The 23,908-nt window shown below is 63.6% G+C and carries 25 protein-coding genes and 1 tRNA gene; 16 read left to right on the top strand and 10 right to left on the bottom strand.

The window, feature by feature from the left end; translation table 11 throughout:
* Position 1 precedes the first annotated feature (1 nt).
* The 8 genes from secF (at position 2) to MRY75_RS13280 (ending at position 5,373) form a co-directional block, all read left to right on the top strand.
* Complete coding sequence (gene secF / locus MRY75_RS13245; protein ID WP_292308485.1) at positions 2 to 970, top strand: protein translocase subunit SecF; 969 nt, start codon at positions 2 to 4, stop codon at positions 968 to 970.
* Positions 963 to 1,721 carry a sulfite exporter TauE/SafE family protein gene (locus tag MRY75_RS13250; RefSeq protein ID WP_292308486.1) on the top strand — a complete coding sequence of 253 codons (759 nt, stop codon included), beginning with the start codon at positions 963 to 965 and terminating at the stop codon, positions 1,719 to 1,721. The genes secF and MRY75_RS13250 overlap by 8 nt, the downstream gene beginning before the upstream one ends.
* A gap of 14 nt (positions 1,722 to 1,735) precedes the next feature.
* Positions 1,736 to 2,101 carry an Mth938-like domain-containing protein gene (locus MRY75_RS13255; RefSeq protein WP_292308487.1) on the top strand — a complete coding sequence of 122 codons (366 nt, stop codon included), beginning with the start codon at positions 1,736 to 1,738 and terminating at the stop codon, positions 2,099 to 2,101.
* Between the two features lie 529 nt (positions 2,102 to 2,630).
* Positions 2,631 to 3,245 (top strand): heme ABC exporter ATP-binding protein CcmA, encoded by a 615-nt coding sequence (gene ccmA / locus MRY75_RS13260; protein WP_292308488.1) that lies wholly within the window; start codon positions 2,631 to 2,633, stop codon positions 3,243 to 3,245.
* Positions 3,242 to 3,898 carry a heme exporter protein CcmB gene (gene ccmB / locus MRY75_RS13265; RefSeq protein WP_292308489.1) on the top strand — a complete coding sequence of 219 codons (657 nt, stop codon included), beginning with the start codon at positions 3,242 to 3,244 and terminating at the stop codon, positions 3,896 to 3,898. The genes ccmA and ccmB overlap by 4 nt, the downstream gene beginning before the upstream one ends.
* Before the next feature lie 58 nt (positions 3,899 to 3,956).
* On the top strand, positions 3,957 to 4,685 hold the full coding sequence (locus MRY75_RS13270) for a heme ABC transporter permease (RefSeq protein WP_292308490.1): 729 nt from the start codon (positions 3,957 to 3,959) through the stop codon (positions 4,683 to 4,685).
* Positions 4,682 to 4,834, top strand: coding sequence for a heme exporter protein CcmD (ccmD, locus tag MRY75_RS13275; RefSeq protein ID WP_292308491.1), 153 nt, complete (start codon positions 4,682 to 4,684; stop codon positions 4,832 to 4,834). Before MRY75_RS13270 ends, ccmD begins: the two co-directional genes overlap by 4 nt.
* Positions 4,834 to 5,373, top strand: a complete 540-nt coding sequence (locus MRY75_RS13280; RefSeq protein WP_292308492.1) for a DsbE family thiol:disulfide interchange protein — start codon at positions 4,834 to 4,836, stop codon at positions 5,371 to 5,373. The genes ccmD and MRY75_RS13280 overlap by 1 nt, the downstream gene beginning before the upstream one ends.
* Positions 5,374 to 5,759: 386 nt before the next feature.
* Here MRY75_RS13280 and acnA read toward each other — a convergent pair whose 3' ends face one another.
* The gene (gene acnA / locus MRY75_RS13285; RefSeq protein WP_292308493.1) at positions 5,760 to 8,549 is read right to left on the bottom strand and encodes an aconitate hydratase AcnA; all 2,790 of its coding nucleotides are present in this window, start codon (positions 8,547 to 8,549) and stop codon (positions 5,760 to 5,762) included.
* 226 nt (positions 8,550 to 8,775) lie between these two features.
* On the opposite strand from acnA, the gene MRY75_RS13290 reads away from it, so the two are divergent.
* Positions 8,776 to 9,462, top strand: coding sequence for a thioredoxin family protein (locus MRY75_RS13290; RefSeq protein WP_292308494.1), 687 nt, complete (start codon positions 8,776 to 8,778; stop codon positions 9,460 to 9,462).
* On the opposite strand, the gene MRY75_RS13295 is transcribed toward MRY75_RS13290, so the two are convergent.
* Positions 9,426 to 10,352: a lysophospholipid acyltransferase family protein gene (locus tag MRY75_RS13295; RefSeq protein ID WP_292308495.1), complete on the bottom strand. Its 927-nt coding sequence runs from the start codon at positions 10,350 to 10,352 to the stop codon at positions 9,426 to 9,428. The genes MRY75_RS13290 and MRY75_RS13295 overlap by 37 nt on opposite strands.
* Positions 10,353 to 10,549: 197 nt before the next feature.
* On the opposite strand from MRY75_RS13295, the gene MRY75_RS13300 reads away from it, so the two are divergent.
* The 3 genes from MRY75_RS13300 (at position 10,550) to MRY75_RS13310 (ending at position 12,764) form a co-directional block, all read left to right on the top strand.
* Positions 10,550 to 11,317 (top strand): SDR family NAD(P)-dependent oxidoreductase, encoded by a 768-nt coding sequence (locus MRY75_RS13300; protein WP_292308496.1) that lies wholly within the window; start codon positions 10,550 to 10,552, stop codon positions 11,315 to 11,317.
* A 30-nt stretch (positions 11,318 to 11,347) separates the two neighbouring features.
* Complete coding sequence (locus MRY75_RS13305) at positions 11,348 to 12,049, top strand: CbiX/SirB N-terminal domain-containing protein (RefSeq protein WP_292308497.1); 702 nt, start codon at positions 11,348 to 11,350, stop codon at positions 12,047 to 12,049.
* Between the two features lie 127 nt (positions 12,050 to 12,176).
* Complete coding sequence (locus MRY75_RS13310; RefSeq protein ID WP_292308498.1) at positions 12,177 to 12,764, top strand: peptidoglycan recognition family protein; 588 nt, start codon at positions 12,177 to 12,179, stop codon at positions 12,762 to 12,764.
* A 63-nt stretch (positions 12,765 to 12,827) separates the two neighbouring features.
* Here MRY75_RS13310 and MRY75_RS13315 read toward each other — a convergent pair.
* A tRNA-Ile gene (locus MRY75_RS13315) sits at positions 12,828 to 12,904 on the bottom strand.
* A 114-nt stretch (positions 12,905 to 13,018) separates the two neighbouring features.
* On the opposite strand from MRY75_RS13315, the gene purM reads away from it, so the two are divergent.
* From purM to rnd, 3 genes are all read left to right on the top strand, one after another.
* Entirely contained in the window at positions 13,019 to 14,065 is a 1,047-nt protein-coding gene (purM, locus tag MRY75_RS13320; protein ID WP_292308499.1) for a phosphoribosylformylglycinamidine cyclo-ligase, read from the top strand.
* Positions 14,062 to 14,655, top strand: a complete 594-nt coding sequence (gene purN, locus MRY75_RS13325; RefSeq protein ID WP_292308500.1) for a phosphoribosylglycinamide formyltransferase — start codon at positions 14,062 to 14,064, stop codon at positions 14,653 to 14,655. Before purM ends, purN begins: the two co-directional genes overlap by 4 nt.
* A gap of 92 nt (positions 14,656 to 14,747) precedes the next feature.
* Positions 14,748 to 15,905 (top strand): ribonuclease D, encoded by a 1,158-nt coding sequence (gene rnd, locus MRY75_RS13330; protein WP_292308501.1) that lies wholly within the window; start codon positions 14,748 to 14,750, stop codon positions 15,903 to 15,905.
* Positions 15,906 to 15,911: 6 nt separating this feature from the next.
* On the opposite strand, the gene MRY75_RS13335 is transcribed toward rnd, so the two are convergent.
* Positions 15,912 to 16,421, bottom strand: a complete 510-nt coding sequence (locus MRY75_RS13335) for a hypothetical protein (RefSeq protein ID WP_292308502.1) — start codon at positions 16,419 to 16,421, stop codon at positions 15,912 to 15,914.
* A 136-nt stretch (positions 16,422 to 16,557) separates the two neighbouring features.
* Between MRY75_RS13335 and MRY75_RS13340 the strand changes: the two genes are divergently transcribed.
* Entirely contained in the window at positions 16,558 to 16,971 is a 414-nt protein-coding gene (locus MRY75_RS13340; RefSeq protein ID WP_292308503.1) for a SufE family protein, read from the top strand.
* 130 nt (positions 16,972 to 17,101) lie between these two features.
* Here MRY75_RS13340 and trpE read toward each other — a convergent pair whose 3' ends face one another.
* From trpE to fabI, 6 genes are all read right to left on the bottom strand, one after another.
* Positions 17,102 to 18,616 (bottom strand): anthranilate synthase component I, encoded by a 1,515-nt coding sequence (gene trpE, locus MRY75_RS13345; RefSeq protein ID WP_292308504.1) that lies wholly within the window; start codon positions 18,614 to 18,616, stop codon positions 17,102 to 17,104.
* A gap of 5 nt (positions 18,617 to 18,621) precedes the next feature.
* On the bottom strand, positions 18,622 to 20,466 hold the full coding sequence (locus tag MRY75_RS13350) for a peptidyl-prolyl cis-trans isomerase (protein ID WP_292308505.1): 1,845 nt from the start codon (positions 20,464 to 20,466) through the stop codon (positions 18,622 to 18,624).
* A gap of 42 nt (positions 20,467 to 20,508) precedes the next feature.
* Positions 20,509 to 21,705: an aminotransferase gene (locus MRY75_RS13355; protein WP_292308506.1), complete on the bottom strand. Its 1,197-nt coding sequence runs from the start codon at positions 21,703 to 21,705 to the stop codon at positions 20,509 to 20,511.
* 115 nt (positions 21,706 to 21,820) lie between these two features.
* On the bottom strand, positions 21,821 to 22,324 hold the full coding sequence (gpt, locus tag MRY75_RS13360) for a xanthine phosphoribosyltransferase (RefSeq protein WP_292308507.1): 504 nt from the start codon (positions 22,322 to 22,324) through the stop codon (positions 21,821 to 21,823).
* A gap of 19 nt (positions 22,325 to 22,343) precedes the next feature.
* Positions 22,344 to 22,946 (bottom strand): LysE family transporter, encoded by a 603-nt coding sequence (locus MRY75_RS13365; protein WP_292308508.1) that lies wholly within the window; start codon positions 22,944 to 22,946, stop codon positions 22,344 to 22,346.
* 3 nt (positions 22,947 to 22,949) lie between these two features.
* Positions 22,950 to 23,756 (bottom strand): enoyl-ACP reductase FabI, encoded by an 807-nt coding sequence (gene fabI, locus MRY75_RS13370; RefSeq protein WP_292308509.1) that lies wholly within the window; start codon positions 23,754 to 23,756, stop codon positions 22,950 to 22,952.
* Between the last annotated feature and the right edge of the window lie 152 nt (positions 23,757 to 23,908).

Consider the following 23,908-nt stretch of genomic DNA (forward strand, 5'->3'; position numbering starts at 1 on the left):
CATGCGCTTGCGACTGGTCAAAGAGAACACGAATTTCGATTTCTTCAACCGCTGGAAGCTGTGGTTCGGCATCTCTGCCGTGCTGATGGTGATCTCCTTCGGGTCGTTCCTGCTGCAGGGGCTCAACTACGGGATCGACTTCCGGGGCGGCACCACGATCCGCACCGAAAGCACGCAGCCGGTGGATGTGGGTCAGTACCGCGATGCGATCGGTGCGCTGAACCTGGGGGACATCACCATTTCCGAAGTCTTCGACCCGACCTTCGGACCCGATCAGAACGTCGCCATGGTGCGTATTCAGGCGCAGGATGGCGAAGAGGCGGTGAGCGTTGCCGTGATCGAGCAGGTCGAAGCGGCGCTGGCCGAGGTCGTGCCGGATATCCGGTTCGTGTCGGTCGAATCCGTTGGGCCGAAAGTGTCCGGCGAACTGATCCAGACCGCCGCGATTGCGGTGATCCTCGCGATTGGTGCGGTTCTGATCTACATCTGGCTGCGGTTCGAATGGCAGTTCGCGCTCGGCGCGGTGATCGCGCTGGTGCATGACGTGATCCTGACCATCGGCATCTTCTCGGAACTGCAGATCAAGTTCGATCTTGCGATCATCGCAGCGCTGCTCACCATCGTCGGCTATTCGCTCAACGACACCGTCGTCGTGTTCGACCGGGTGCGCGAGAACCTGATCAAGTACAAACAGAAGAGCCTCAAGGAGGTTCTCAACATCTCGATCAACGAGACGCTGAGCCGGACCTTCATGACCTCTGCCACCACGTTGTTGGCGCTGATCGCGCTGTTCGCACTGGGGGGAGACGTGATCCGCGGCTTCGTCTTCGCGATGATCTGGGGTGTGATCGTAGGCACCTATTCGTCGATCTTCGTGGCCTCCGCGATCCTGCTCTGGCTGGGTGTGAAGCGCGACTGGACCAAGCCCACCGACACGACGGGCAACCAGTTCGCGAATGTCGATGCCTGAGATCGTCCTGGCCGCGCTGGACACAGCGGGGCTGGGATGGCTGATCCTGACCACCATCATCGCCGGGGTGGTCTATGGCTTTGCCGGGTTTGGCGCGGCGTTGATCTTCATGCCGGTGGCGGTGATCTTCCTGCCTCCAGCCGTGGCGATTGCGGCGTTTTCGGTCTCTGCGCTGTCTTCGTTCGTGACGGTCTTTCCCCGCGCGGTTCCGCTGGTGGACCGGCAGGCTGTCACCGTTCTGATCCTGAGCGCTGCGGTCGCGGCCTCTCTGGGCTTCTGGGTGCTGCGGGTTGCGGATGTCACGGCCATCCGCTGGACCGTCGTCACGATCTGCGCCGTGACACTGATCGCCCTGATCGCGGGCTGGCGCTATGCGGTGACCCCGTCGCTTAGAACACGGATCGTCATTGGCTGCGCGACCGGATTCGTGGGGGGTGTGAGCGGTCTGCTTGGGCCGATCATGGTGCTGTTTCAACTGGCCGGACGGGACTCGGTGGCCACGAGCCGTGCCACAACGGTCGTCTTCCTGACATCGACGAGCCTGCTGCTCTTGCCGCTGATGTACCTGCAGGGGCTGCTGACGCTTGAGGCCGTGGTCGTGGGTGCGCTGTTGCTGGTGCCCTATGGCGCGGGATCGCTGCTGGGACAGGCGCTGTTTCAGCCGCGCTGGGAACGGTTCTATCGGCTGACGGCTTATGTCATTATTGGAGCGGCGACCTTGATGGGGGTGCCACTGTGGGACAAGGTCTGAGACAAGGAGGCGACATGCGACTGAACGAGGTGGTCTTTACCGACGCCGAACCGATCGAAGGCTATGGCCCGGGGTTTTTCCGGATCGGCGGACAGAAACATGCAGCACCGCTTGTCACGGGACCGGGCGGCACGACGGATTGGGGTGGGTACGACGATGTCGAGACCCTTCTGGCGCTGGCCGGGTCAACAGATGTCCTGTTTGTGGGCACCGGCGATGACATCGCGCATCTGCCCGCCACGTTGCGCGCCACGCTCGAAGAGGCCGGGCTGGGGGTCGAGATCATGAGTTCTCCGGCGGCCTGCCGGACCTATAACGTGCTTCTGTCCGAGGGTCGCAGGGTGGCGCTCGCGCTGATGCCGGTGCGTGGCGGGGCCTGACGGACCGCGCTCTTCCGCCAGTCACGCCGATGCACCGGAGAGGCGGCGAAACCGCATTGTGGATGCAGGTGCAATCAACCTGCGTTTCATCGGGGTGGTGTTTGCGATGCGTTGACGCATCGCTGCTTTGCGTTGACGCAAAGCCTGTGGGATCCGGCGCGACAGCCTGAACGATGCGTTGACGCATCGCCGCTTTGCGTTGACGCAAAGCCTGTCCGATCCGACACGTCCGGCTGAACGATGCGTTGACGCATCGCCGCTTTGCGTTGACGCAAAGCCTGCCCGATCCGACACGTCCGGCTGAACGATGCGTTGACGCATCGCCGCTTTGCGTTGACGCAAAGCTTGTCCCATCAGACGCGACAGGCTGAACGATGGGTTGAAGCATCACCGCTGTGCGTTGGCGCAAAGCCTGACCGGTCAAACGGAACCGCACCACCGATGCGACTTTGCAAACCACCTGACACGGGACAGCCACAGCGGCATTTTCGCGCTTTCGACATCGGTCGCCTTGGTCTAAGTCGGGGCCATGGTTCTGACTGTCCGCGATCTGTCCGTCACCCGGGGTGGCCTTGCGATCCTGGAAGGCGTGTCTTTCGACATGGCCCCGGGCGAGGCGCTGGTGCTGCGCGGTCCGAACGGGATCGGCAAGACGACGCTCTTGCGGAGCATCGCCGGGCTGCAACCCCCCGAAACCGGCAGTGTGACCGGGGCCGAGGACCAGATCGCTTATGCAGGTCATTCCGACGGGCTGAAGGCGATGCTGAGTGTGACCGAGAATCTGCAGTTCTGGGCGTCCGTCTTCGGCCTGACGGAGATCGAACAGGCGCTGACGGCCTTCGATCTTCTTGATCTGCGCATGCGCCTCGCAGGCACCTTGTCGGCGGGGCAGAAACGGCGTCTGGGGCTTGCGCGGCTGATGGTGACGGGACGGCCGATCTGGGTTCTGGACGAGCCGACCGTGTCGCTCGACGCCGCCTCGGTGGCCCTGTTCGCCGACGCGGTGCGCGACCACCTCGGTCGTGGCGGCAGTGCACTGATGGCCACCCATATCGACCTTGGCCTCGACGAGGCGCGGGTGCTTGACCTCACCCCGTTCAAGGCGAGGCCGCGCACGCGCCAGATCGATGAGGCCTTCCTGTGATCGCCCTTCTTCTGCGGGATTTGCGGCTTGCGATCCGGGCAGGCGGCGGCTTTGGCCTCGGTCTTGCGTTCTTTCTGATCGTCACCGTGCTGGTGCCCTTCGGAGTCGGTCCGCAAACAGATCTGCTCTCGCGCATTGCGCCGGGCATTCTGTGGATTGGCGCGCTTCTGGCGTGTCTTCTGTCGCTGGATCGCATTCTCGCGCTCGACTGGGAGGACGGATCGCTTGATCTGCTGGCCACGGCGCCCCTGCCGATGGAAGGGATCGTCACGATCAAGGCGCTGGCGCACTGGATCACCACCGGACTTCCGCTTGTCTTCGCGGCCCCGGTGCTCGGGGTGCTGCTGAACCTGCCGCTCGCCGCCTATCAGTGGGTGCTGATCAGCCTTGCCGTGGGCACTCCTGCACTGAGCGTGATCGGCACCTTTGGCGCGGCACTCACCGTGGGTCTGAAGCGCGGCGGGCTGCTGATGTCGCTCCTCGTGCTGCCGCTCTATGTGCCGACGCTCATTTTCGGCGCCGAGGTAGCGCGGCGTGGGGCCGAAGGGCTTACGGTGCAGACGCCGCTGATGCTTCTGGCGGGGATCAGCTTTGGCGTAATGGCGCTTTTGCCCTTTGCCAGTGCGGCGGTTCTGCGGATCAATCTGCGATAACGCGTCCCATGCGGTTTTTTGAATTGAAGGCCGCCGCAAAACCGCCTACCTGACTGTCATGTCTTTGTGGGAATACGCAAATCCGGTGAAGTTCATCCGCACCACCGACAAGGTGTTGCCGTGGGTCTGGACTCTTGCGCTCGGATGTCTGTGCACCGGCCTGATCTGGGGATTCTTCTTCACTCCGGACGATTTTCGCATGGGATCGACGGTCAAGATCATCTACATCCACGTGCCCTCGGCGCTGATGGCGATCAATGCCTGGTTGATGATGCTGGTCGCGTCGCTCATCTGGATTGTGCGCCGCCACCACGTTTCGGCTCTGGCCGCCCGCGCTGCGGCGCCCGTGGGGGCTGTGATGACCGTGATTGCGCTGGTCACGGGCGCGTTCTGGGGCCAGCCGATGTGGGGCACCTGGTGGGAATGGGACCCGCGCCTGACCTCCTTCCTGATCCTCTTCCTCTTCTATCTCGGCTATATGGCGCTTTGGGCGGCGATCGAGAACGATGATACGGCGGCGGACCTGACCTCGATCCTCTGCCTTGTGGGGTCGGTCTTCGCGATCCTCAGCCGCTACGCGGTGAACTTCTGGAATCAGGGCCTGCATCAGGGCGCGACCTTCTCGATGGACAAGGAAGAGAACATTGCCGACGTGTTCTGGTTTCCAGCCGTGATCAGCATGTTGGGCTTCGGCCTTCTGTTCGTGGCGCTGGTCTTCCTGCGCACCCAGACCGAAATCCGGGCCCGCCGCACGCGGGCGCTTCTGGCGCGGGACGGGCAGGCATGATGCCGGATCTCGGGAAATACGCGTTCGAGGTGTTGAGCTCTTACGCCGTGACCATTGTTCTGCTGGTCGGACTGGTTGCCGCCAGCCTGCGCCGCGCGCGTCAGGCGCGCCGTGCGCTGGACGATGTCGAACAGAGGCGCAAACCCTGATGGCCCGTGTCTCGCCCCTGATGATCCTGCCGCCGGTGATTTTTGGGGCCTTCGCGGTGCTCGCCTATGTCGGCATGTTCCGTGAAGACCCGCAGGGCTTGCCGTCCACACGCGTGGGTCAGCCTGCGCCGCCGATCACGGACGTTCCGCTGGCGGGCTATCCGGCGTTTTCGCCCGAGATGCTGACCTCGGGCGAGGTGACTCTGGTGAACTTCTGGGCCAGCTGGTGTCCGCCGTGCCGGATCGAACACCCCAAACTTCTCGAAATGCAGGCCGAGGGCATGCAGATCGTCGGCGTCAATATCCGGGATCAGGAAGCCAACGCCAGAACGTATCTTGAAGAGGACGGCAATCCCTTTGCCGCCGTGCCGTTTGATCCTGCGGGGCGGACGTCAATTGACTGGGGTGTGACCGCGCCGCCGGAGACGTTCATCGTCGATGGAGATGGGGTTGTGCTGTTCCGGTTTGCCGGCCCGCTTGTCGGATCGGATTATGAACAGCGGTTTGTCCCAGCGCTGGAAAAAGCGCTGGCCGACTGACATCCCTTCAGGGAATCAGGGCAGGTCCGGCGTCCGGGATACCTGCGAACACACTTGCACCTGCAATCAGAAGCAAGGCAGCGGTCTGGATGATCGTTAACAGCTTCATGGTCCAACTCGTCGGGTTATCGTGCCTGTGTGGCAGATAAGTGGGACATTCTTGGGGAATTTGTAGGGTCCAAGCTGTCACATGCGACAACTTGTGCCAAATTCTGAATATCTTTTTCATTTTTGTGCAGATTTTTGCCGAAGCTGCCCGGTTTCAAGGCAGGTCCGGGAATGCGCGGTGCGGCGTGCGCCGTGGACGGGTCCTGAAATGAAAACAGGCGGGCCAAAGCCCGCCTGTCTGTTTGTGTGCTCTGTCTGCCCTCAGGCAGACAGACGTCTTATTCCGCAGCCACCGTGTCGCGGCTGGCGAGATCGCGCAGCACGTAGTGCAGCACGCCGCCATGTTCGATGTATTCGATCTCGATGGCGGTATCGATCCGGCACTTGATCGTGATCGTCTTCTCGGTTCCGTCCGCATAGGTGATGGTGCAGGGCACCTCGGCCAGCGGGGTGATGGTGTCGAGCCCGTGGATCGACACGGTTTCATCGCCCTTGAGACCCAGCGACTTGCGGGTGTCACCGCCGGTGAACTCGAACGGGATCACCCCCATGCCAACCAGGTTGGAGCGGTGGATACGCTCGAAGCTCTCGGCGATCACGGCCTTGACGCCCAGCAGCGCGGTGCCTTTGGCCGCCCAGTCGCGGCTGGAGCCTGCGCCGTACTGTTCGCCCCCGAAGACAACCAGCGGAACACCCGCCTCCTGATAGGCCATCGCCGCGTCATAGATCGAGGTCTGCTGACCGTCGGGGCCCTTGGTGTAGCCGCCCTCGACGCCATCCAGCATCTCGTTCTTGATGCGGATGTTGGCGAAGGTGCCGCGCATCATGATCTCGTGGTTGCCGCGACGCGACCCGTAGGAGTTGAATTCACGCACCGGCACCTGACGTTCGATCAGGTACTTGCCTGCCGGGGTTGTGTCCTTGAAGGACCCCGCCGGGCTGATGTGGTCGGTGGTGATCATGTCGCCCAGGAGGGCCAGAACCTTGGCACCTTCGATGTTCTCGATCTTCTTGGTCGCCATGGTGATGCCCTGGAAATAGGGCGGGTTCTGCACATAGGTCGAGGTCGGCGGCCAGTCATAGGTCTTGGCGTCCGTGGTTTCGACGCCCTGCCACTTTTCGTCGCCTTTGAACACATCCGCATATTTCGACTGGAACGCCTCGCGGGTCACGGTCTGTTCGACCAGCTCGGCGATCTCGGCCTGTGTCGGCCAGATGTCCTTAAGATAGACGTCATTGCCGTCCTTGTCCTGGCCCAGCGGTTCGTTTGCGATGTCCACGTTCATGTCACCAACCAGCGCGTAGGCCACCACGAGGGGCGGGGAGGCGAGGTAGTTGGCGCGAACGTCCGGGGAAATCCGGCCTTCGAAGTTGCGGTTGCCCGACAGGACCGACGTCGCGATCAGGTCGTTGTCGTTGATGCACTTCGAGATCTCTTCGGCCAGCGGACCGGAGTTGCCGATACAGGTGGTGCAGCCATAGCCCACGAGGTTGAAGCCGATGGCGTCCAGATCTTCCTGCAGGTTTGCCGCTTCGAGATAGGCGGAGACGACCTGCGAGCCGGGGGCGAGCGATGTCTTGACCCAAGGCTTGCGGGTCAGGCCCTTTTCACGCGCCTTGCGGGCGACAAGGCCAGCACCGATCATCACATAGGGGTTCGACGTGTTCGTGCAGGAGGTGATCGACGCGATCACGACCGAGCCGTCATGCAGCTGATAGTTGCCGTCCTTGCTGGCGACATAGCCCCGCTTGTGGTGGCCTTCGTCCCCCGGAATCTCGGTCGGTTCGGGTGCGCCTCCTTCACCTTCCCAACGGATTTCCTCTTTCGGGCTGGCGTCCTTGCCGGAACGGATGCCCTTGACGTACTCGCCAAAGGCTTTGCCGGCCTTGTCGAGTGCGATGTAATCCTGCGGACGCTTGGGGCCGGAGATCGCCGGAACGATGGTGCCCATGTCGAGATGCAGAGTGTCGGTGTAGACCGGAGCGTAATCCGCGTCGCGCCAGAAGCCGTTTTCCTTGGCATAGGCTTCGACCAGTGCGATCCGGTCCATGTCGCGGCCGGTGGTCTTGAGATAGCGCAGCGTTTCGTCGTCGATCGGGAAGAAGCCACAGGTCGCGCCGTATTCCGGCGCCATGTTGGCGATGGTCGCGCGATCTGCCAGCGGCAGCGTATCAAGACCTGCGCCGTAGAATTCCACGAACTTGCCGACCACGCCTTTGGCGCGCAGCATTTCCACGACCTTGAGCACGAGGTCCGTGCCGGTGGTGCCTTCCATCATCTGGCCGGTCAGCTCAAAACCCACAACCTCGGGGATCAGCATGGAGATCGGCTGACCCAGCATCGCGGCCTCGGCCTCGATCCCGCCTACACCCCAACCGAGAACGGCCGCGCCATTCACCATCGTGGTGTGGCTGTCGGTGCCGACCAGCGTGTCGGGGTACGCGACCTCAACACCGTTCTGATCCGCATCGGTCCAGACGGTCTGTGCCAGGTATTCGAGGTTCACCTGGTGGCAGATGCCGGTGCCCGGGGGAACCACACGGAAGTTGTTGAACGCGTTCTGGCCCCATTTCAGGAACGTGTAGCGCTCCATGTTGCGTTCGTATTCGCGGTCGACGTTCATCTGGAACGCCCGCGGGTTGCCGAATTCGTCGATCATGACCGAGTGGTCGATGACCAGATCGACCGGGTTCAGCGGGTTGATCTTTTCGGGATCACCCCCCAGCGCCACGATCCCGTCACGCATTGCCGCAAGGTCGACAACCGCCGGAACGCCGGTGAAGTCCTGCATCAGCACGCGGGCGGGACGATAGGCGATCTCGCGCGGGTTCTGGCCGCCATTGGCGCCCCATTCGGAAAAGGCCTTGATGTCGTCCACGCTGACGGTCTTGCCATCTTCGAAGCGCAGCATGTTCTCGAGCACCACCTTGAGGCAGGCGGGCAGGTTGGAAAACGTCCCAAGCCCGGCGGCTTCTGCCGCAGGGATCGAGTAATAGGCGATGGACTGGCCATTGACCGTAAGGGTCTTGCGAGTCTTGGCTGTATCCTGACCAACGATGATGGGCATGACATGGCTCCTCAAAAGGGGAAAAGGGGTCTTTGCGCGCTCTTTGCCTGATGCCACAGAGTCGATCAAGGGGGGTGCGACGATTTTGGTATACTATTGTGCACAATTCTTTGGTGCCGCCCTGATCGCAGCCTATCGCAAAACCTTGATTGGTTATTTCAACGCGCTGCCGCTAAGTACGGACAGGCAGAAACGAGCACGGGACACCAGTGGAATGAAGAAGGTCATGGCTTTGCTGACGGCGCTGATCGTCGGTGTGACGGCAACCGCCACTCGGGCGCAGGACACACCGGTTGTGGTCGAGCTGTTCACCTCGCAAGGCTGTTCGTCCTGTCCTCCCGCCGATGAGATGCTGGCCCGTCTTGGGGAACGCGACAACGTGATCGCGCTGGCGTTGCATGTCGATTACTGGGATTACATCGGCTGGAAGGATAAGTTCGCCCATGCCGCCTTCACCAAGCGCCAGAAGGGCTATGCCCGGTCATTCGGCAACCGGTCGATCTACACGCCGCAGATGGTCGTCAACGGGGCAGCCGATGTGGTGGGCAACCGTCCCATGGATGTGAGCGACACGGTGCAGGCGCATTCCGCCAAAGGTCTGCCGGTGCGCCTGACGTTGAAACGCTCCGGCGACCGGTTGACCATTTCCGCTCCGGCCGCGTCGGGTCTGGCCGAGGCGGATGTGATCCTTATCCGCTACACCCCGTCTGCCAATGTGCAGATCCCGCGCGGTGAAAACGCCGGCAAGACCCTGAGCTACAGCCACATCGTCACGGAATGGTCCGACATCGGCGATTGGAACGGCCGCGCGCCGCTGTCCTCTTCGGTGCCCGTTTCGGGCAATGCGCCTATCGTGGTTCTGGTGCAGAAAAAGGACTACGGCCCCATCTTTGCAGCGGCGCGTTTGCGCTGACGTTTGGGCTTCCACCGGCGGTGAATCCAGAACCATTGCTCGGGATGCGCATGGACGCGCGCCTCGAGCCTGCGGGTTGCCTCGCGCATCATCTCGACCGGGTCCCCATGCGGGATCGGGGCCTCGAACACCGCCTCGAAGCTGATGCCATCTGCCTTGCGTATGCCGAAGAACGGAACCAGCAGCGCCCCTGTCTTGAGCGCGATGTCGGCGGCTGAGGTCAGGGTCGGGGCGGGTTGCCCCATGAAGTCGATGGGTTCGCCTGCGCTGTCATAGACATCGAACAAGAGAACCCCCATGCCGCCCTCGCGGATGTGCTTGATCAGCCCCATCGTGCCGCGCCGACCCTGTTCGAAGACCGGGTCTGACAGGGCATGCATGTTGGCGGCGTAATGCGCGTTGAAATAGGGGTTGGACATCGGACGATAGAGCCCGCCGATCCGGTATCCCCGTGCCACCAGCGCCGCGCGCGGCGCTTCGAAATTGCCGAAATGCCCGGTGACGAACAGCACCGGACGCCCCTCGGCGCGGGCCTGTTCCACCTCGGCCAGCCCTTCACCGCTGATTTCCGCCTTCGCCATCCGGCGCATCAGGCCTTTGACGTCGTAATTGTCGATCATCGTGCGCCCGGCATTGTCGGCCACCAGATCGGCCAGACGGCGGCGGTCAAGCACGCCCATCTCGGGCCAGACATGGGCGAGATTGTCCATCGCACGGTCGCGGTAGCCCGCAAGCGGGGCCACCACATGGCGGATGAGCCGCCCCATCAACCACAGCCGGGCACGGAGCGGCAGGCGCAGCGCGCACCAGATCGCCGCGCGCAGCACGCGATCCGTGGCCCAGTCCTCCCAGCCGCCGGGGGTGTGTTTGCGCTTCTTCGTCTTGGCCAAAAGGAAAACCTGTTCTGGTGTCGGCGGGAAGCGCCTTCGAAGGCGCTTGATACGCGATTTGCAAATCGCGTGTCAAAGCCCGTTGCAACGGGCTTGCCCCCCGTGCCATGCCCGACCTTGTTTTTCCCGTTCGAAACACTTCTGTAAGGATCGCAAGGCATCACCACCTGTGACTTTAAGGGGAAGAGGGAGCGCACATGATCATCACCGAAAACACCGTCGCCATCGTATCGGGCGGCGCATCCGGCCTCGGGGCCGCCGCCGCAACCGCTCTGGCCGACGCCGGGGCAAAGGTTGTTCTTCTCGACATGAACGAGGCGGCTGGCACCGCGCAGGCCGAAGCTCTGGGGGGCACCTTCGTCAAGACCGATGTCAGCGACCCCGCCAGCGTCGCCGCCGCCATGGAGGCTGTCAAAACCACCTATGGCGCCGCCCATATCGCGGTGAACTGTGCAGGCATTGCGCCTGCCGCCAAGACCGTGTCGAAAGCCGCAGCACATGACCCGAAGCCCTTTATCGCCACGATCAATGTCAACCTGATCGGCACCTTCAACGTGGCCTCGCAAGCAGCGGCGCTGATGGCCGCGAACGACCGCCTGGATGCGGACGGGGCGCGCGGTGTCATCGTCAACACCGCCTCTGTCGCGGCCTTTGAAGGGCAGGTGGGGCAGGTGGCCTATGCGGCCTCCAAGGGCGGGGTGGTCGGCATGACCCTGCCGATGGCGCGCGATCTGGCGCAACTGGGCATCCGCGTCTGCGCTATCGCGCCGGGGCTCTTCAAGACACCCATGCTCGAAGGCTTGCCGCAGGAGGTGCAGGACAGCCTTGGCGCGCAGGTGCCGAATCCCTCGCGTCTGGGTCGTCCAAGCGAATACGCGGCTTTGGTGCGCCATATCGTCGAGAACCCGATGCTCAACGGCGAAGTGATCCGCTTGGATGGTGCCATCCGCATGGCCCCGCGCTAAGTCTCGTCAGGAGCAACCCCGGAGACGTTCATGACCTTCGATGCCCTGATCGTCAGCCACGGCCAGCCCTCGGACCCGGATGTGGGCGAGGCGGAAATCGCAACGCTTGCGGCGGCCGTTGCGGCGCATCTGCCCGAGGCGCGGGTGGAAGGCGTGACGCTGGCCGCCGAGGGCCGGATCGAGGCGCTGTCGGCAGACCGCCCCGGGGCGCTGATCTATCCGATGTTCATGGCCGATGGCTGGTTCACGCAGGTGCAACTGCCCAAGCGGCTGGCGGATGGCGTGGGGCCGCAACTGGTCAGCTTTGGTCTGGACTGCACCCTGCCGATGCTCGCTGCGAACTGGCTGCGGCGGGTCTGTACGGATCACGGGTTCGAGCCGTACGGAACCGACCTCGTCATCGCAGGCCACGGCTCGGGCAAATCCCGGCGCGTGTCCGAGGCCACCCGCGCCTTTGCCGACCGCGTGGCCAAGGATTTCGGGCCAAGGTCCGTCCGCTGCGGCTTTGTCGAGGAAGAGCCTTCCCTGACCAACGCGCTGTCCGGTCTGGGGGCAAACGCCATCTGCCTGCCGTTCTTCGCCGCCAAGCGCGGCCACGTGCTCGACGATCTGCCCGAGGCGGTCGCGGCATCGGGGTTCGAGGGTGTCGTCCTTGATCCCATCGGCCTGCACCCGGACGTGCCCAAGATGATCGCGGATGCGCTGCGCTGGCGGGCTTCACTCAAGGCGTAAGTCGATATCCCTGGCCGGTGATGCGCCAGAAGTCGCCCAAATCGCGATGCTGTGCAGCAAGGATTTGACTGAAGTCACCTGCGCGCGCACTCTGGATCATCTTTCCAGATCGATCAGGAGGCCGGACATGGCTAAACCCTGGTGGCGGAGGGCGTTGGACTCGGGGTACTACGAACGACGAGGCCATACCGCCGAGTACCCTTGGGCAGAAGGGTTTGTTCCTGCGGCTTCGACCAACTTCACGGTATCGAACAGAACCGCTGCCGACATCGACCGGATTGTCATACACATCACCGGTGGCCCGAATATCTCGAGCGCGATCAGCACCTTTGCAACCGACAGAAACGCGAACAGGACCTCGAGCCATTATGTCGTCGGGCAGGAAGGCGAGATCTTTCAGATGGTGCGGGAGAAGGACCGCGCTCACCATGCCGGGTCCAGTGCGAACGAACGCAGCATCGGGATCGAACACGGTGCCAGCAATCGAAGTGGAGAAAGCCCGACAGATGTCCAGTACTGCTCGTCAGCGGTTCTCGTTCGCTATCTCTGCCACAAATACTCTGTCCCCATAGATCGCACGCATATCCTCGGCCATCAGGAGATCGCGACCACCAATCACAATTGTCCCGGACCGAACTGGGATTGGCCCGGATACATGCAGAAAATCCATCTGAGCCACATGTTCATGACCATGCCTCTGCCGCTTCATATCTGAACCGGCCAGAACGCGGCGTGTCGTGGCGGCACCCGCATCTGGACTGGTGGTGTGTGACGAGAATGGTAGGCCCGGCAGGACTTGAACCCGCAACCAAAGCGTTATGAGCGCTCTGCTCTAACCAATTGAGCTACAGGCCCGCCATGTGTGTTTCTGTAGCAGACAACCGGGGCGCGTCAAGAGGCGCGGCACAGGGATGATGGACTCGTGTTCGTCGCTGCGCTAAGGCACGCGCGACCTTCGGAGGGTGCAGCATGACAGACGGCAAGAACGGCATCACCTACGCGGATGCGGGTGTGGATATCGACGCGGGCAACGCGCTGGTGGAGCGGATCAAACCCGCGGCCAAGCGCACGGCGCGGCCCGGTGTGATGTCCGGGCTGGGCGGCTTTGGCGCGCTGTTCGATCTCAAGGGTGCAGGCTTTACCGATCCGGTGCTGGTGGCCGCGACCGATGGCGTGGGCACGAAGCTGCGGATTGCGATTGATACGGGCCATGTGGATGGCGTGGGCATCGACCTTGTGGCGATGTGTGTGAATGATCTGGTCTGCCAGGGCGCTGAGCCGCTGTTTTTCCTCGATTATTTCGCGACAGGCAAGCTCGATACCGACACGGCGGCACGGGTGATCGAAGGTATTGCCGAAGGATGCGCGCGGTCGGGCTGTGCGCTGATCGGTGGCGAAACGGCCGAGATGCCGGGAATGTATCCGGCCGGCGATTTCGACCTTGCTGGCTTTGCCGTGGGCGCGATGGAGCGGGGTACGGACCTTCCGTCGGGGGTGGCGACGGGCGACGTGCTGCTGGGTCTGGCTTCGGACGGTGTGCATTCCAACGGATACAGCCTTGTGCGTAAGTTGGTGGAGGTGTCCGGCCTTGGTTGGGAGGCGGACTGCCCCTGGGCCGACGGATCGCTGGGCGAGGTGCTGCTGACGCCGACGCGGCTTTACGTGACACAGGCGCTGGCGGCGGTGAAGGCGGGCGGCGTGCATGCGCTGGCGCATATCACCGGCGGTGGCCTGACCGAGAACCTGCCACGCGTGCTGCCCGAAGACATGGGTGCCGAGATTGACCTTTCCGCATGGGACCTGCCGCCGGTGTTCAAATGGCTGGCGGCAACCGGCGGAATGGCCGAGGCGGAACTGCTCAAGACCTTCAACTGCGGCATCGGCATGATCGTCGTCGTCGCTGCAGACCGCGCCGACGCGCTGACAGCGGTTCTGGAGGAGGCGGGCGAGACCGTGTCGCGGATCGGCTCTGTGACCGGCACGCCGGGTGTGGCTTACACAGGCACGTTGCTTTGACGAAACGGGTTGCGATCCTGATTTCGGGTGGTGGCTCCAACATGGTGTCGCTGGTCGAGGACATGACCGGGGATCACCCGGCGCGGCCTGTGCTTGTGCTGTCCAACCGCGCCGATGCGGGTGGGTTGGAGAAGGCGCGGGCGCACGGCATCCCCACGGCAGTGGTGGACCATCGGCCGTTCGGATCAGACCGTCCGGCATTTGAGGACGCGCTGACCCATGTGCTGGATCAGGCTCGTCCCGACATCCTCTGCCTTGCCGGTTTCATGCGGGTGCTGACCGAAAGTTTCGTGACGCGCTGGCAGGGCAAGATGCTCAACATCCACCCGTCGCTTCTGCCGAAGTACAAAGGGCTGCACACCCATCAGCGCGCCATCGATGCGGGCGATGCCGAGGCGGGCTGTTCCGTACACGAGGTTACGGCAGAGCTGGACGGCGGTCAGGTGCTCGGGCAGGCCCGGGTGCCCATTGCACCCGAGGACAGCGCCGACACGCTGGCCGCCAAGGTGCTGGTGCAGGAACATATGCTTTACCCGTTGATCCTGCGCCGTTTTGCGGCCGGTGACCGGACCCGCATCGACCTGCCCTGACGGCAGAGGCGCCCCCGCTAGGCAAAGCCCGGCATTTGGGCTATACGCAAGTCGGGGTGCCGACAGAACAAGAAGAACGAACGACCCGAGACATGCACATCATCACGACCACGACCGAGCTTGACGCCTTTTGCGAGCGCGCCGCCCAGACCCCTTATGTCACCGTCGACACGGAATTCCTGCGCGAACGGACCTATTACTCCAAGCTGTGCCTGATTCAGCTGGCCTTTCGCGGTGACGGCAAGACCGATGCGGTTCTGGTCGACCCACTTGTGGACGGGTTGTCACTGGAGCCATTATTGGAGCTCTTCCGCAACCGGGACGTGGTCAAGGTGTTTCACGCCGCGCGGCAGGATCTGGAAATCTTCTATATCGACCATGGTGTCATCCCCGAACCGCTGTTCGACAGTCAGGTCGCGGCGATGGTCGCGGGGTTCGGCGAACAGGTCGGCTACGAGACCCTCGTGCGCAAGATTGCCAAGCAGTCGCTCGACAAATCCTCGCGCTTCACCGACTGGTCGCGGCGGCCCCTGTCGGACAGTCAGACCGCCTACGCGCTGGCGGACGTGACCCATCTGCGGGTGATCTACGAATTCCTCCGCAAGAAACTGGCTGAAACCGGGCGCGACCGCTGGGTCGAGGAAGAGATCGCCACGCTGCTTGATCCTGCGACCTATGTCACGAAACCCGAGGATGCGTGGATGCGCGTGAAGACACGCTCCAATGCGCCGCGCTTCCTTGCGCTCGTCAAGGAACTCGCGCGGTTCCGCGAAGCCTATGCGCAGGAGCGCAACATTCCGCGCAGCCGGGTGTTCAAGGATGACGCGCTGGTCGAGCTGGCCTCGACCAAACCCAAGGACATGACCGATCTGGGCCGGTCTCGGCTTTTGCTGCGCGAGGCGCGCAAGGGTGAGATCGCCAACGGCATTCTCGAGGCGGTGCACCGGGCGCAGAGCCTGCCCAAGGATCAGTTGCCGTCGCAGGATGACAACCGACCTTCGCCGCAGGTGAACCCCGCCCTGGCCGATCTGCTGCGGGTGCTGCTCAAGGCCAAGACCGAGGCGTCAGGCGTCGCGTCCAAGCTGATCGCCACGTCTGCGGAACTCGACGCGCTGGCGGCGGGCGACCGTAATGTGCCCGCGCTGCAGGGCTGGCGGCGCGAGGTCTTTGGCCATGACGCGCTGCGCCTCTGCGACGGGCATGTCGGGCTTGCCGCGAAGGGCAAGCAGGTTCAGATCATCGAATTGTAAGTCGGGTCAGCGCCGCACGCTGCGGGCATTCTCGGCACCGCGCACGGTGATGGTGCGGATGCCGGCCAGGTCCTGATCGGTGATCCAGAGGCCCACCGTTACCTGACGCGAGCGCGGGTTGGTGTTGCGCGGGCCGGGCTGTTGCAAGGCCTTGAGATCATAGACCAGTGTGCCCTCGTCGCTGGCTGCCTCGTCCTGGATCAGGCGCACGTCGAATGGCCCGAGGCGATTGGCCTCGCCGGTGGCGCGGATGATGGCCCCGCCGGGGCGGCGTTCGACCAAAAGCTCCGTCACCTCGGCGATCGGGCGACCCGCAAAGACTTCGGGGCGGTTGTCGAGGAAGACGGATGCCCGACGCTGGGGGATCAGGGGATTGACCGTCGCATTGGCCACCGCCGCGGGATCGGCCTCGCTGCGGCCGAACCAGTTGAACGGGTTGAGGCGCGACTCGCTGATGGTGGCGCACCCCGTCAACGTCACGGTTGCAAGGATCAAGAGCGTCACGGATTTGCGCATGGTCGGTCCCTCTGCCTGTCTGTCTTCGACGTAACCGATTGCGCCGCCGTTGAAAAGCGCGAAGCCCGGGCTGGACCTTTGTGCCGTCCCTGCCTAGGTGTTCGGGGAACACAAGGACAGAGACCCGGAGACCGCGATGGCGAGCGCCGCTTTTGAAGAGATTGTCGAGGATTTCGAATTTCTGGACGATTGGGAAGACCGCTACCGGATGGTGATCGAGTTGGGCAAGGCGATGGAGCCACTGCCCGACGCGCTCAAAGTGCCGGCCACCAAGGTCGAGGGCTGCGCCAGTCAGGTCTGGCTGCATCCGCAGATCGAAGACGGTGTGGTGGTCTTTGAAGGCGAGTCGGATGCGATGATCGTCAACGGGCTGATCGCTGTGTTGCGCAAGCTATACAACGGGTTGCCGCCTTCCGAGGTCGCTGCCATCGACGCGCGGGCCGAATTGGGGCGGCTGGGATTGAACGACCATCTGTCGGCGCAGCGGTCTAACGGGTTGCGGGCGATGATCGAGCGTTTGCAAGGGTTTGCGCGGGCATCTTCAAGTTGATTTGAGCGCCTTCGGCGCACAGGTTCAAGCTTTGCTGCCCTTCAGGCCGCAAAGCCCATTGGGGGCGCTGCCCCCAAAGCCCCCGAAGTATTTTGAAACCGAAGAAGACGGACTGGGTGTGCGGTTCCGGTCAGGAATTGCCGTTGCCGGTAAAGCGCGCGGCGTCTGCGGCGGCACGGCGGATCGCGTTCGATTTGTGCACGGTTTCCTGATATTCCGCTTCCGGATCGCTGTCATAGACGACACCGCCACCGGCCTGTATGTAGAGCTTCTTGTCCTTGACCAGCGCGGTGCGCAGCGCGATGCACATGTCCATGTCGCCACCTGCGCTGAAATAGCCGACACCGCCGCCATAGATGCCGCGTTTTTCCGGCTCCAGCTCGTCGATTATTTCCATCGCGCGGACCTTGGGCGCGCCGGAGACCGTGCCTGCGGGCAGGCCCGCCAGAAGGGCCGAAAGCGCATCATGGTCGGGGCTGAGTTCGCCCACCACGTTGGACACAATGTGCATCACGTGGCTGTAGCGTTCGATGATGAATTTCTCGGTCGGGCGCACCGTGCCGATCTTGGCCACACGGCCCACATCGTTGCGGCCCAGATCGAGCAGCATCAGGTGTTCGGCGCATTCCTTGGGATCGGCCAGCAGGTCGGCCTCGAGCGCGTCGTCCTGGGCAGGTGTCGCGCCGCGCGGGCGGGTGCCAGCGATGGGGCGGATGGTGACCTCGTTGCCGAAGACGCGCACGAGGATCTCGGGGCTGGCCCCGATCACCTGGAAGCCGCCGAAGTTGAAATAGAACATGAAGGGTGACGGGTTGGTGCGCCGCAGCGATCGGTAAAGCGCGAAGGGCGGCAGCGGGAAGTCCTGCGTCCAGCGCTGTGCGGGGACGACCTGGAAGATGTCGCCCGCGCGGATGTAGTCCTTGGCCTTTTCGACGGCCTGTTTGTAGCCCTCATGGGTGAAGTTCGACACGGGCGGGGGGATGTCGGCGGCTTCGCCCATCTCGCGGGCCTGTTGCGGCAGGGCGCGCTCGAGATCGCGCACCGCATCCATCACCCGCTCGGCTGCCTGCGCATAGGCGGCACGGGCGGACAGCCCGTCATTGACCCATGCCGGAGAGACCACAGTCACCTCACCCTTGACGCCGTCCAGAACTGCCACCACGGACGGTCGCATCATGACCGCATCGGGTAGGCCAAGGGGGTCGGGGTTGATATGCGGCAGATGTTCGACCAGCCGGATCATGTCATAGCCGAGATAGCCGAACAGACCCGCCGCCGCTTGTGGGAGGTCCGCAGGCAGGTCGATCTTCGATTCGGCGATGAGCGCGCGCAGGGTGGTGAGCGGATCGCCTTCCAGCGGGTCGAACGCGTCAGGGTCATACCGCGCGGCGCGGTTGATCCGGCTCTCGGTGCCGTGGCACTGCCAGATAACATCGGGTTTCATGCCGATGATCGAATAGCGCCCGCGCACTTCACCGCCTGTCACGCTTTCCAGCACGAAGGCATCCTTGGCGGCCCCGGTGAGTTTCAGCATCAGCGACACCGGCGTGTCGAGATCGGCGGCAAGGCGGGCATAGACGACCTGGTTCTCGCCGGCCTCGTAGGCGCGGGCGAAGCTGTCGTAATCGGGGGTCAGGCTGGCCATCTGTCTTACTGGATCAAGGCATGGACCGCGTTGATCGCGGGTTGGTTGATTTCGACCCCGGCGCGCTGCTGCACATCGGTGGCAAAGGCGCGGAACAGATCTTCGGCGATGCTGTTGGAGGCCTGATTGCGCAGCGCCTGTGCCAGCAGTTCGATATCGCCATCGCTGCGGTCGACCGGGGTGATGGCGTCGAGCCTGAGCAGGATGACCTCGCCGATCCCTGCGACGGCGCGGGTGTCGCCGACACCCATTTCGAACACGGCGGACAGCAGGCCGGCAGGCAGATCTGCGATCTGCGCATTGCGGCCCAGCCCGGTTTCAGGTTGCGGGGTCAGACCCAGATCTTCGAAGCTGTTGCCATTGACCAGCGAGGCTGCGAGCTCTTCGGCCTGAGCCATCAGCTGAGCGGTCTGTTCGCGGGTGTCCCAGCCCTGGCGGACCTGGTCGATCACCTCGTCCAGCGCCTGCGGCGCGGGGGGCTGAATGCGGTTGAGGCGCATGGCGAACACGCCACCATCGCCAAGCTGCATCACCTCGGGGAAATCGCCTTCATCCAGCTGGGCCGCCGCCTCGCGGAACGCGTCATAGGCGGCGATCGCGCCATCCGCACCGGGATACCAGTCGATCTGGCCCAGTTCGGCCTCGGTGGTGTTGGCGATCTCTTCCAGCGTGGCGCCGGCTGCCAGTTCGTCGTCGATCGTCTGAGCCAGCGTTTCGATCACGCGGCGGGCCCGGTCAAGTGCCAGTTCGCCGCGCAGATCGGGGCGGGCGTCTTCGAACGGGGTGGATTGCGCGTCCAGCACGGCGTTCACACGGTAGAGCGCCGGTCCAAGCGAGGACGGAAGGGGGCCCACGACCTCGCCGGGCTCTGCGGCGAAGACGCCATCGGCCGCGTCGCCCAGCCCGTCGCGGGTGACATCGCCCATGTCGATATCGGCCAGCGCGAGGCCGCGCTCGGCAACAAGCGCTTCAAAGGTAAAGTCGTCACCGAGGCGCGCGGCGGCGTCGGCTGCGGCATCTTCGGTGCTGAAGACCAGCCGTTCGACAAGGCGCCGTTCGGGAAGGTTGAATTCGTCGAACCGCTCTTCATAGGCGGCGCGCAGCGTGTCCTCGTCCACCTCGACCGTGTCGACAAGCATCTCGGGGGTGATCCACGCATAGGTGATGTCCCGGAGCTCGGGCAGGGTGTAGTTGGCGATGTTGTCGTCGTAATAGGACTGCAGATCAGCGTCCGACGGCTCCGGCAGGCCGGTTTGCAGGTTCGATCCGGTCAGACGCGCCCAGGTGAAGTCGCGGGTTTCACCGGTATAGGCCAGCAGCGTGTCGATATAGGTATTGGGCAGGGTGTTTCCCGCGATGAGCGCGCTTTGCAGGATGGTGCGCGCGGTGTCATCGCGCAGCTGTTCCTCGAATTCGGATTCCGACAGGCCCTGGTTGCGCAGGGCAAAGCTGTAGGCTTCGCGGTTGAAGCTGCCATCGGCCCCCTGGAACGAGGGCACCTGCAAGAGCTGGTCCGCCACCACGTCGTCCCCGACCGAGATGCCGATGCGCGCCGCTTCGTTGTCGAGGCCACGGGCGGTGACCAGCTGAGCCAGCACCTGCCGGTCCAGTCCGAGCATCTGCGCTTCGGACATCGGCACGGCGCGACCGGCCTGCGCGGCGAAGGCGTTGATCTCGGTGCGCAGGGTTCGCAGATAGGCGTCCGTCGACACTTCCTTGTCGCCGACCGTGGCGACGCTGCGTGCGGTGCCCGACAGGCTGGTGGCGCCGAAGCCCGCAAGCCCGACGATGAGAAGCCCCATCAGGATCCAGATGAACGTCTTCGAGAGCTTGCCTTTGCCCATGGCCATGCAGGTGTGCCCCTTGCTTAGGTGTGAGTTCGTGCGACGTGTCTACGCGGCAGAGACTGGGGTCGCAAGGGGCCAGTCGAGGCTGGCCAGACGGGTGAAAAGCGCCTCGATCCCGGCCCGGTCGACATTGGCGAACGCCACGCGGAATTGGCGTGCGCCGCTTGGGTCACTGTCCGGGGTGAACATGGTGCCGGGCAGGGCGAGCACGCCGATCTCCTGCACGAGTTTCGGGGCCAAGGTGGCGCTGCTTTCGGCGAAGGGATGTTCGAGATAGGCGAAATAGGCACCACACCCCATGAGCCGCCAGCCTTTTGCTTCGATCAGAGGCATGTAGTCATGGATCGCCGCGCGGCGATCGAGGGTCTCGGCCCGTTCGCCTGCGAGCCAATCGCCCAGGTTTTGCAGGCCCCAGAGCGCTGCGCGCTGGCCAAGTTGCGAGGGGCAGATGGCGACGGTGTCTAGGAATTTCTCGACCTCGGCCAGAAGAGCCGGTGCAGCGATGATCGCGCCGACGCGGTGGCCGGTCAGGCGGTAGGCCTTGGAGAAGGAATAGAGCTGGATCAGCGTGTCGTCCCAGGTGGGGTCCGACAGCAGGCTGTGTGGCGGATTGGGGCGGCTGTCGAAGTCGCGATAGGTCTCGTCGACGATCAGCCTGATGCCGGTCTCGCGGGCGAGTGCCAAGAACGCGGAGAGCGTCTCGGCCGGGTATTCGACGCCGCCGGGATTGTTCGGTGTGACCAGCGCGATGGCGCGGGTGCGCGGCGTGATCAGGGTGCGCGCGATCTCGGCGTCCGGGATCAGGTCAGCACCGGTCGGCAGCGCGACCGAGGTGACGCCGGACATGTCGAGCCACATTTTATGGTTGAAATACCATGGGGTTGGCAGGATCACCTCATCCCCTTCGGTGCAGATCGCCGTGATGATCGCGGCAAAGGCCTGATTGCAGCCCGAGGTGATGGCGACCTGATCCGGTGTGGCGGTGCCGTGGTAATGCGCCGACCATTGCGCGGCGAGTTCGGTTCGCAAGGCAGGCAGGCCCAGCACCGGGCCGTAGAGATGCGTTTCGGGCAGGTCCAGTGCCTCGGCCATGGCGGCACGCAGGGGCGCGGGCGGCGGCTCGACCGGAGCGGCCTGGCTCACGTTGATCAGGGGCTGGTTGTCCGGGAAGGTCACGCCAGCCAGCCAGCGCCGGGCTTCCATGACCGGAGGGGCGAATGTGGTCTGGGTGCGTGAGGTCATGCCTGTCTTTCCACATTGTGCGCCTGCGGCGCGCTGTATTTTTGGGTTTGGGGGCGCTGCCCCCGTCCGCCTGTGGCGGACTCCCCCGAAGTATTTGGGAACCAGAGAAGCCGGGTCAGTCCTTGCCGCGATAGGGTTCGACATATTGCAGCGCCATGTCCCACGGGAAGAAGATCCACGTGTCCTGGCTGACTTCGGTGATGTAGGTGTTCACCTGCGGGCGGCCCATCGGCTTGGCGTAGACGGTGGCGATATGGGCGTTCGGCATGTGTTTGCGCACCACTTCGAGCGTGCGCCCGGTGTCCACCAGATCGTCCACCACCAGCACGCCGGTGCCGTCGCCGACCACGTCCATATCGGGCGATTTGATCACCTTGGGTTCGGATTGGGTCTGGTGGTTGTAGCTTTTGACGCTGATCGTATCGACCATGCGGATGTCGAGCTCGCGGGCCACGATCATCGCCGGGGCCATGCCGCCGCGGGTGATGGCGACAACGGCGCGCCAGCCGCCTTCGTCTGGGCCTTCGCCCTGAAGCCGCCAAGCAAGGGCGCGGGCGTCGCGGTGCAGTTGGTCCCAGCTGACGTGGAAGCCTTTTTCGTGGGGCAGGCGGTCGGTCATGGTTGGCTCCTTCAAAGGGTCAGCGGCCGAAGAGCAGGCGCAGGCCAAGCGCGCCAAGGATCACGGCGGCGGTGCGGTCGATGATCGGTTTGAGCCGCAGGTATCCGGCGCGGGCGGGGGCGCTGGACAGGAAGGCGGCAAACAGGGTGTAGACGATCACTTCGACGATGAAATGATTGAGAACGATCAGGCCCTTCTGGGCAAGCGTCAGGTCCGGGGGGAAGATCACCACCAGAACCGCCCCTGCAAAAAGCACTGATTTGGGGTTGGCCAGATTGACCAACACGCCCCCCAGGAACGCCCGCGCGCCGGGACGCGCGCTGTCGGCCACGGGTGTGTGCGCGTGACGCCAGAGTTGGATCGCGACCCAGATCAGGTAGGCCGCGCCTGCGGTCTTCAGCGCAAGATAGGCCCAGGGCACAAGCGCGAAGACCGCATTGAGGCCCAGAAGCGCCGCACCTGTCCAGAGGGCGGCGACCAAACCAAGCCCGACACCGGTCGCAACTCCGGTTGCGAAGCCACCCGCCACGGATTGGCGCAGCGCATAGAGCAGCGCCGGGCCCGGCGCGGCCATCGCCGCCAGCAGCGTGAGGTTGAACGCGATGAGCTGCGCCGTGGTCATGGCTTATTCCTTGCTCATGTCCGGTGCGTCGACCGCCTTCATGCCGACGACATGGTAGCCGGAATCGACATGGTGGGTCTCGCCGGTGACGCCGGAGCCGAGATCGGACAGCAGGTAAAGCGCCGACTTGCCCACGTCGTCGATGGTTACGTTGCGGCGGAGCGGCGAGTTGTATTCGTTCCACTTCATGATGTAGCGGAAATCACCGATGCCGGAGGCGGCCAGCGTCTTGATCGGGCCGGCGCTGATGGCGTTGACGCGGATGCCATCCTTGCCGAGGTCTTCGGCCAGGTAGCGCACAGAGGATTCCAGCGCGGCTTTGGCCACGCCCATCACGTTGTAATGCGGCATGATCCGTTCCGCGCCGTAATAGGTCATGGTCAGGGCCGAGCCACCATTGGTCATCATCTTTTCCGCGCGCTGCATCACGGCGGTGAAGGAATAGACCGAGATGTCCATGGTCATCATGAAATTGTCGCGGCTGGTGTCCACATAGCGGCCGCGCAGTTCGTTCTTGTCGGAAAAGCCGATGGCATGCACCACGAAGTCAAGGCTGTCCCAATGCTCTTTCAGACCTTCGAACAGAGAATCAATCGAGGCCGCGTCACCGACATCGCAGGGCAGAACGATATCCGACCCAAGTTGCGCTGCCAGCGGATCCACCCGTTTCTTGAGCGCGTCGCCTTGATAGGAGAAGGCGAGCTGCGCCCCCGCATCCGCCAAGGTGCGGGCGATGCCCCAAGCGATCGACTTGTCATTGGCAAGGCCCATGATAAGCCCACGCTTTCCGGCCATTATTTCGGTTTTCATGGTGCCACGCCCCTTCTTGGTCTGTATGCCTTCCGTTTAGGCGATGCCGCCTTGCGCGGCAAGGCTGTCAATGGGACCAATTCGGCATCGCGATTTCGTGACACGACGTCGTGGTGGACAATGCCCGAGTTGTGCGTTACCGCGCACGCTTC

Source organism: Marivita sp. (genome assembly GCF_022763305.1).
Classification (GTDB): Bacteria; Pseudomonadota; Alphaproteobacteria; order Rhodobacterales; family Rhodobacteraceae; genus Marivita.

Coding starts and splice junctions, on each gene's coding strand:
- rnd (WP_292308501.1), top strand. CDS start 14,748: ATGCACATCATCACGACCACGACCGAGCTTGACGCCTTTTGCGAGCGC.
- acnA (WP_292308493.1), bottom strand. CDS start 8,549: ATGCCCATCATCGTTGGTCAGGATACAGCCAAGACTCGCAAGACCCTT.
- ccmA (WP_292308488.1), top strand. CDS start 2,631: ATGGTTCTGACTGTCCGCGATCTGTCCGTCACCCGGGGTGGCCTTGCG.
- ccmD (WP_292308491.1), top strand. CDS start 4,682: ATGATGCCGGATCTCGGGAAATACGCGTTCGAGGTGTTGAGCTCTTAC.
- purM (WP_292308499.1), top strand. CDS start 13,019: ATGACAGACGGCAAGAACGGCATCACCTACGCGGATGCGGGTGTGGAT.
- gpt (WP_292308507.1), bottom strand. CDS start 22,324: ATGACCGACCGCCTGCCCCACGAAAAAGGCTTCCACGTCAGCTGGGAC.
- MRY75_RS13340 (WP_292308503.1), top strand. CDS start 16,558: ATGGCGAGCGCCGCTTTTGAAGAGATTGTCGAGGATTTCGAATTTCTG.
- MRY75_RS13310 (WP_292308498.1), top strand. CDS start 12,177: ATGGCTAAACCCTGGTGGCGGAGGGCGTTGGACTCGGGGTACTACGAA.
- MRY75_RS13335 (WP_292308502.1), bottom strand. CDS start 16,421: ATGCGCAAATCCGTGACGCTCTTGATCCTTGCAACCGTGACGTTGACG.
- MRY75_RS13305 (WP_292308497.1), top strand. CDS start 11,348: ATGACCTTCGATGCCCTGATCGTCAGCCACGGCCAGCCCTCGGACCCG.
- MRY75_RS13290 (WP_292308494.1), top strand. CDS start 8,776: ATGGCTTTGCTGACGGCGCTGATCGTCGGTGTGACGGCAACCGCCACT.
- MRY75_RS13300 (WP_292308496.1), top strand. CDS start 10,550: ATGATCATCACCGAAAACACCGTCGCCATCGTATCGGGCGGCGCATCC.
- MRY75_RS13355 (WP_292308506.1), bottom strand. CDS start 21,705: ATGACCTCACGCACCCAGACCACATTCGCCCCTCCGGTCATGGAAGCC.
- MRY75_RS13255 (WP_292308487.1), top strand. CDS start 1,736: ATGCGACTGAACGAGGTGGTCTTTACCGACGCCGAACCGATCGAAGGC.
- MRY75_RS13365 (WP_292308508.1), bottom strand. CDS start 22,946: ATGACCACGGCGCAGCTCATCGCGTTCAACCTCACGCTGCTGGCGGCG.
- MRY75_RS13350 (WP_292308505.1), bottom strand. CDS start 20,466: ATGGCCATGGGCAAAGGCAAGCTCTCGAAGACGTTCATCTGGATCCTG.
- MRY75_RS13250 (WP_292308486.1), top strand. CDS start 963: ATGCCTGAGATCGTCCTGGCCGCGCTGGACACAGCGGGGCTGGGATGG.
- secF (WP_292308485.1), top strand. CDS start 2: ATGCGCTTGCGACTGGTCAAAGAGAACACGAATTTCGATTTCTTCAAC.
- trpE (WP_292308504.1), bottom strand. CDS start 18,616: ATGGCCAGCCTGACCCCCGATTACGACAGCTTCGCCCGCGCCTACGAG.
- fabI (WP_292308509.1), bottom strand. CDS start 23,756: ATGAAAACCGAAATAATGGCCGGAAAGCGTGGGCTTATCATGGGCCTT.
- MRY75_RS13280 (WP_292308492.1), top strand. CDS start 4,834: ATGGCCCGTGTCTCGCCCCTGATGATCCTGCCGCCGGTGATTTTTGGG.
- MRY75_RS13270 (WP_292308490.1), top strand. CDS start 3,957: ATGTCTTTGTGGGAATACGCAAATCCGGTGAAGTTCATCCGCACCACC.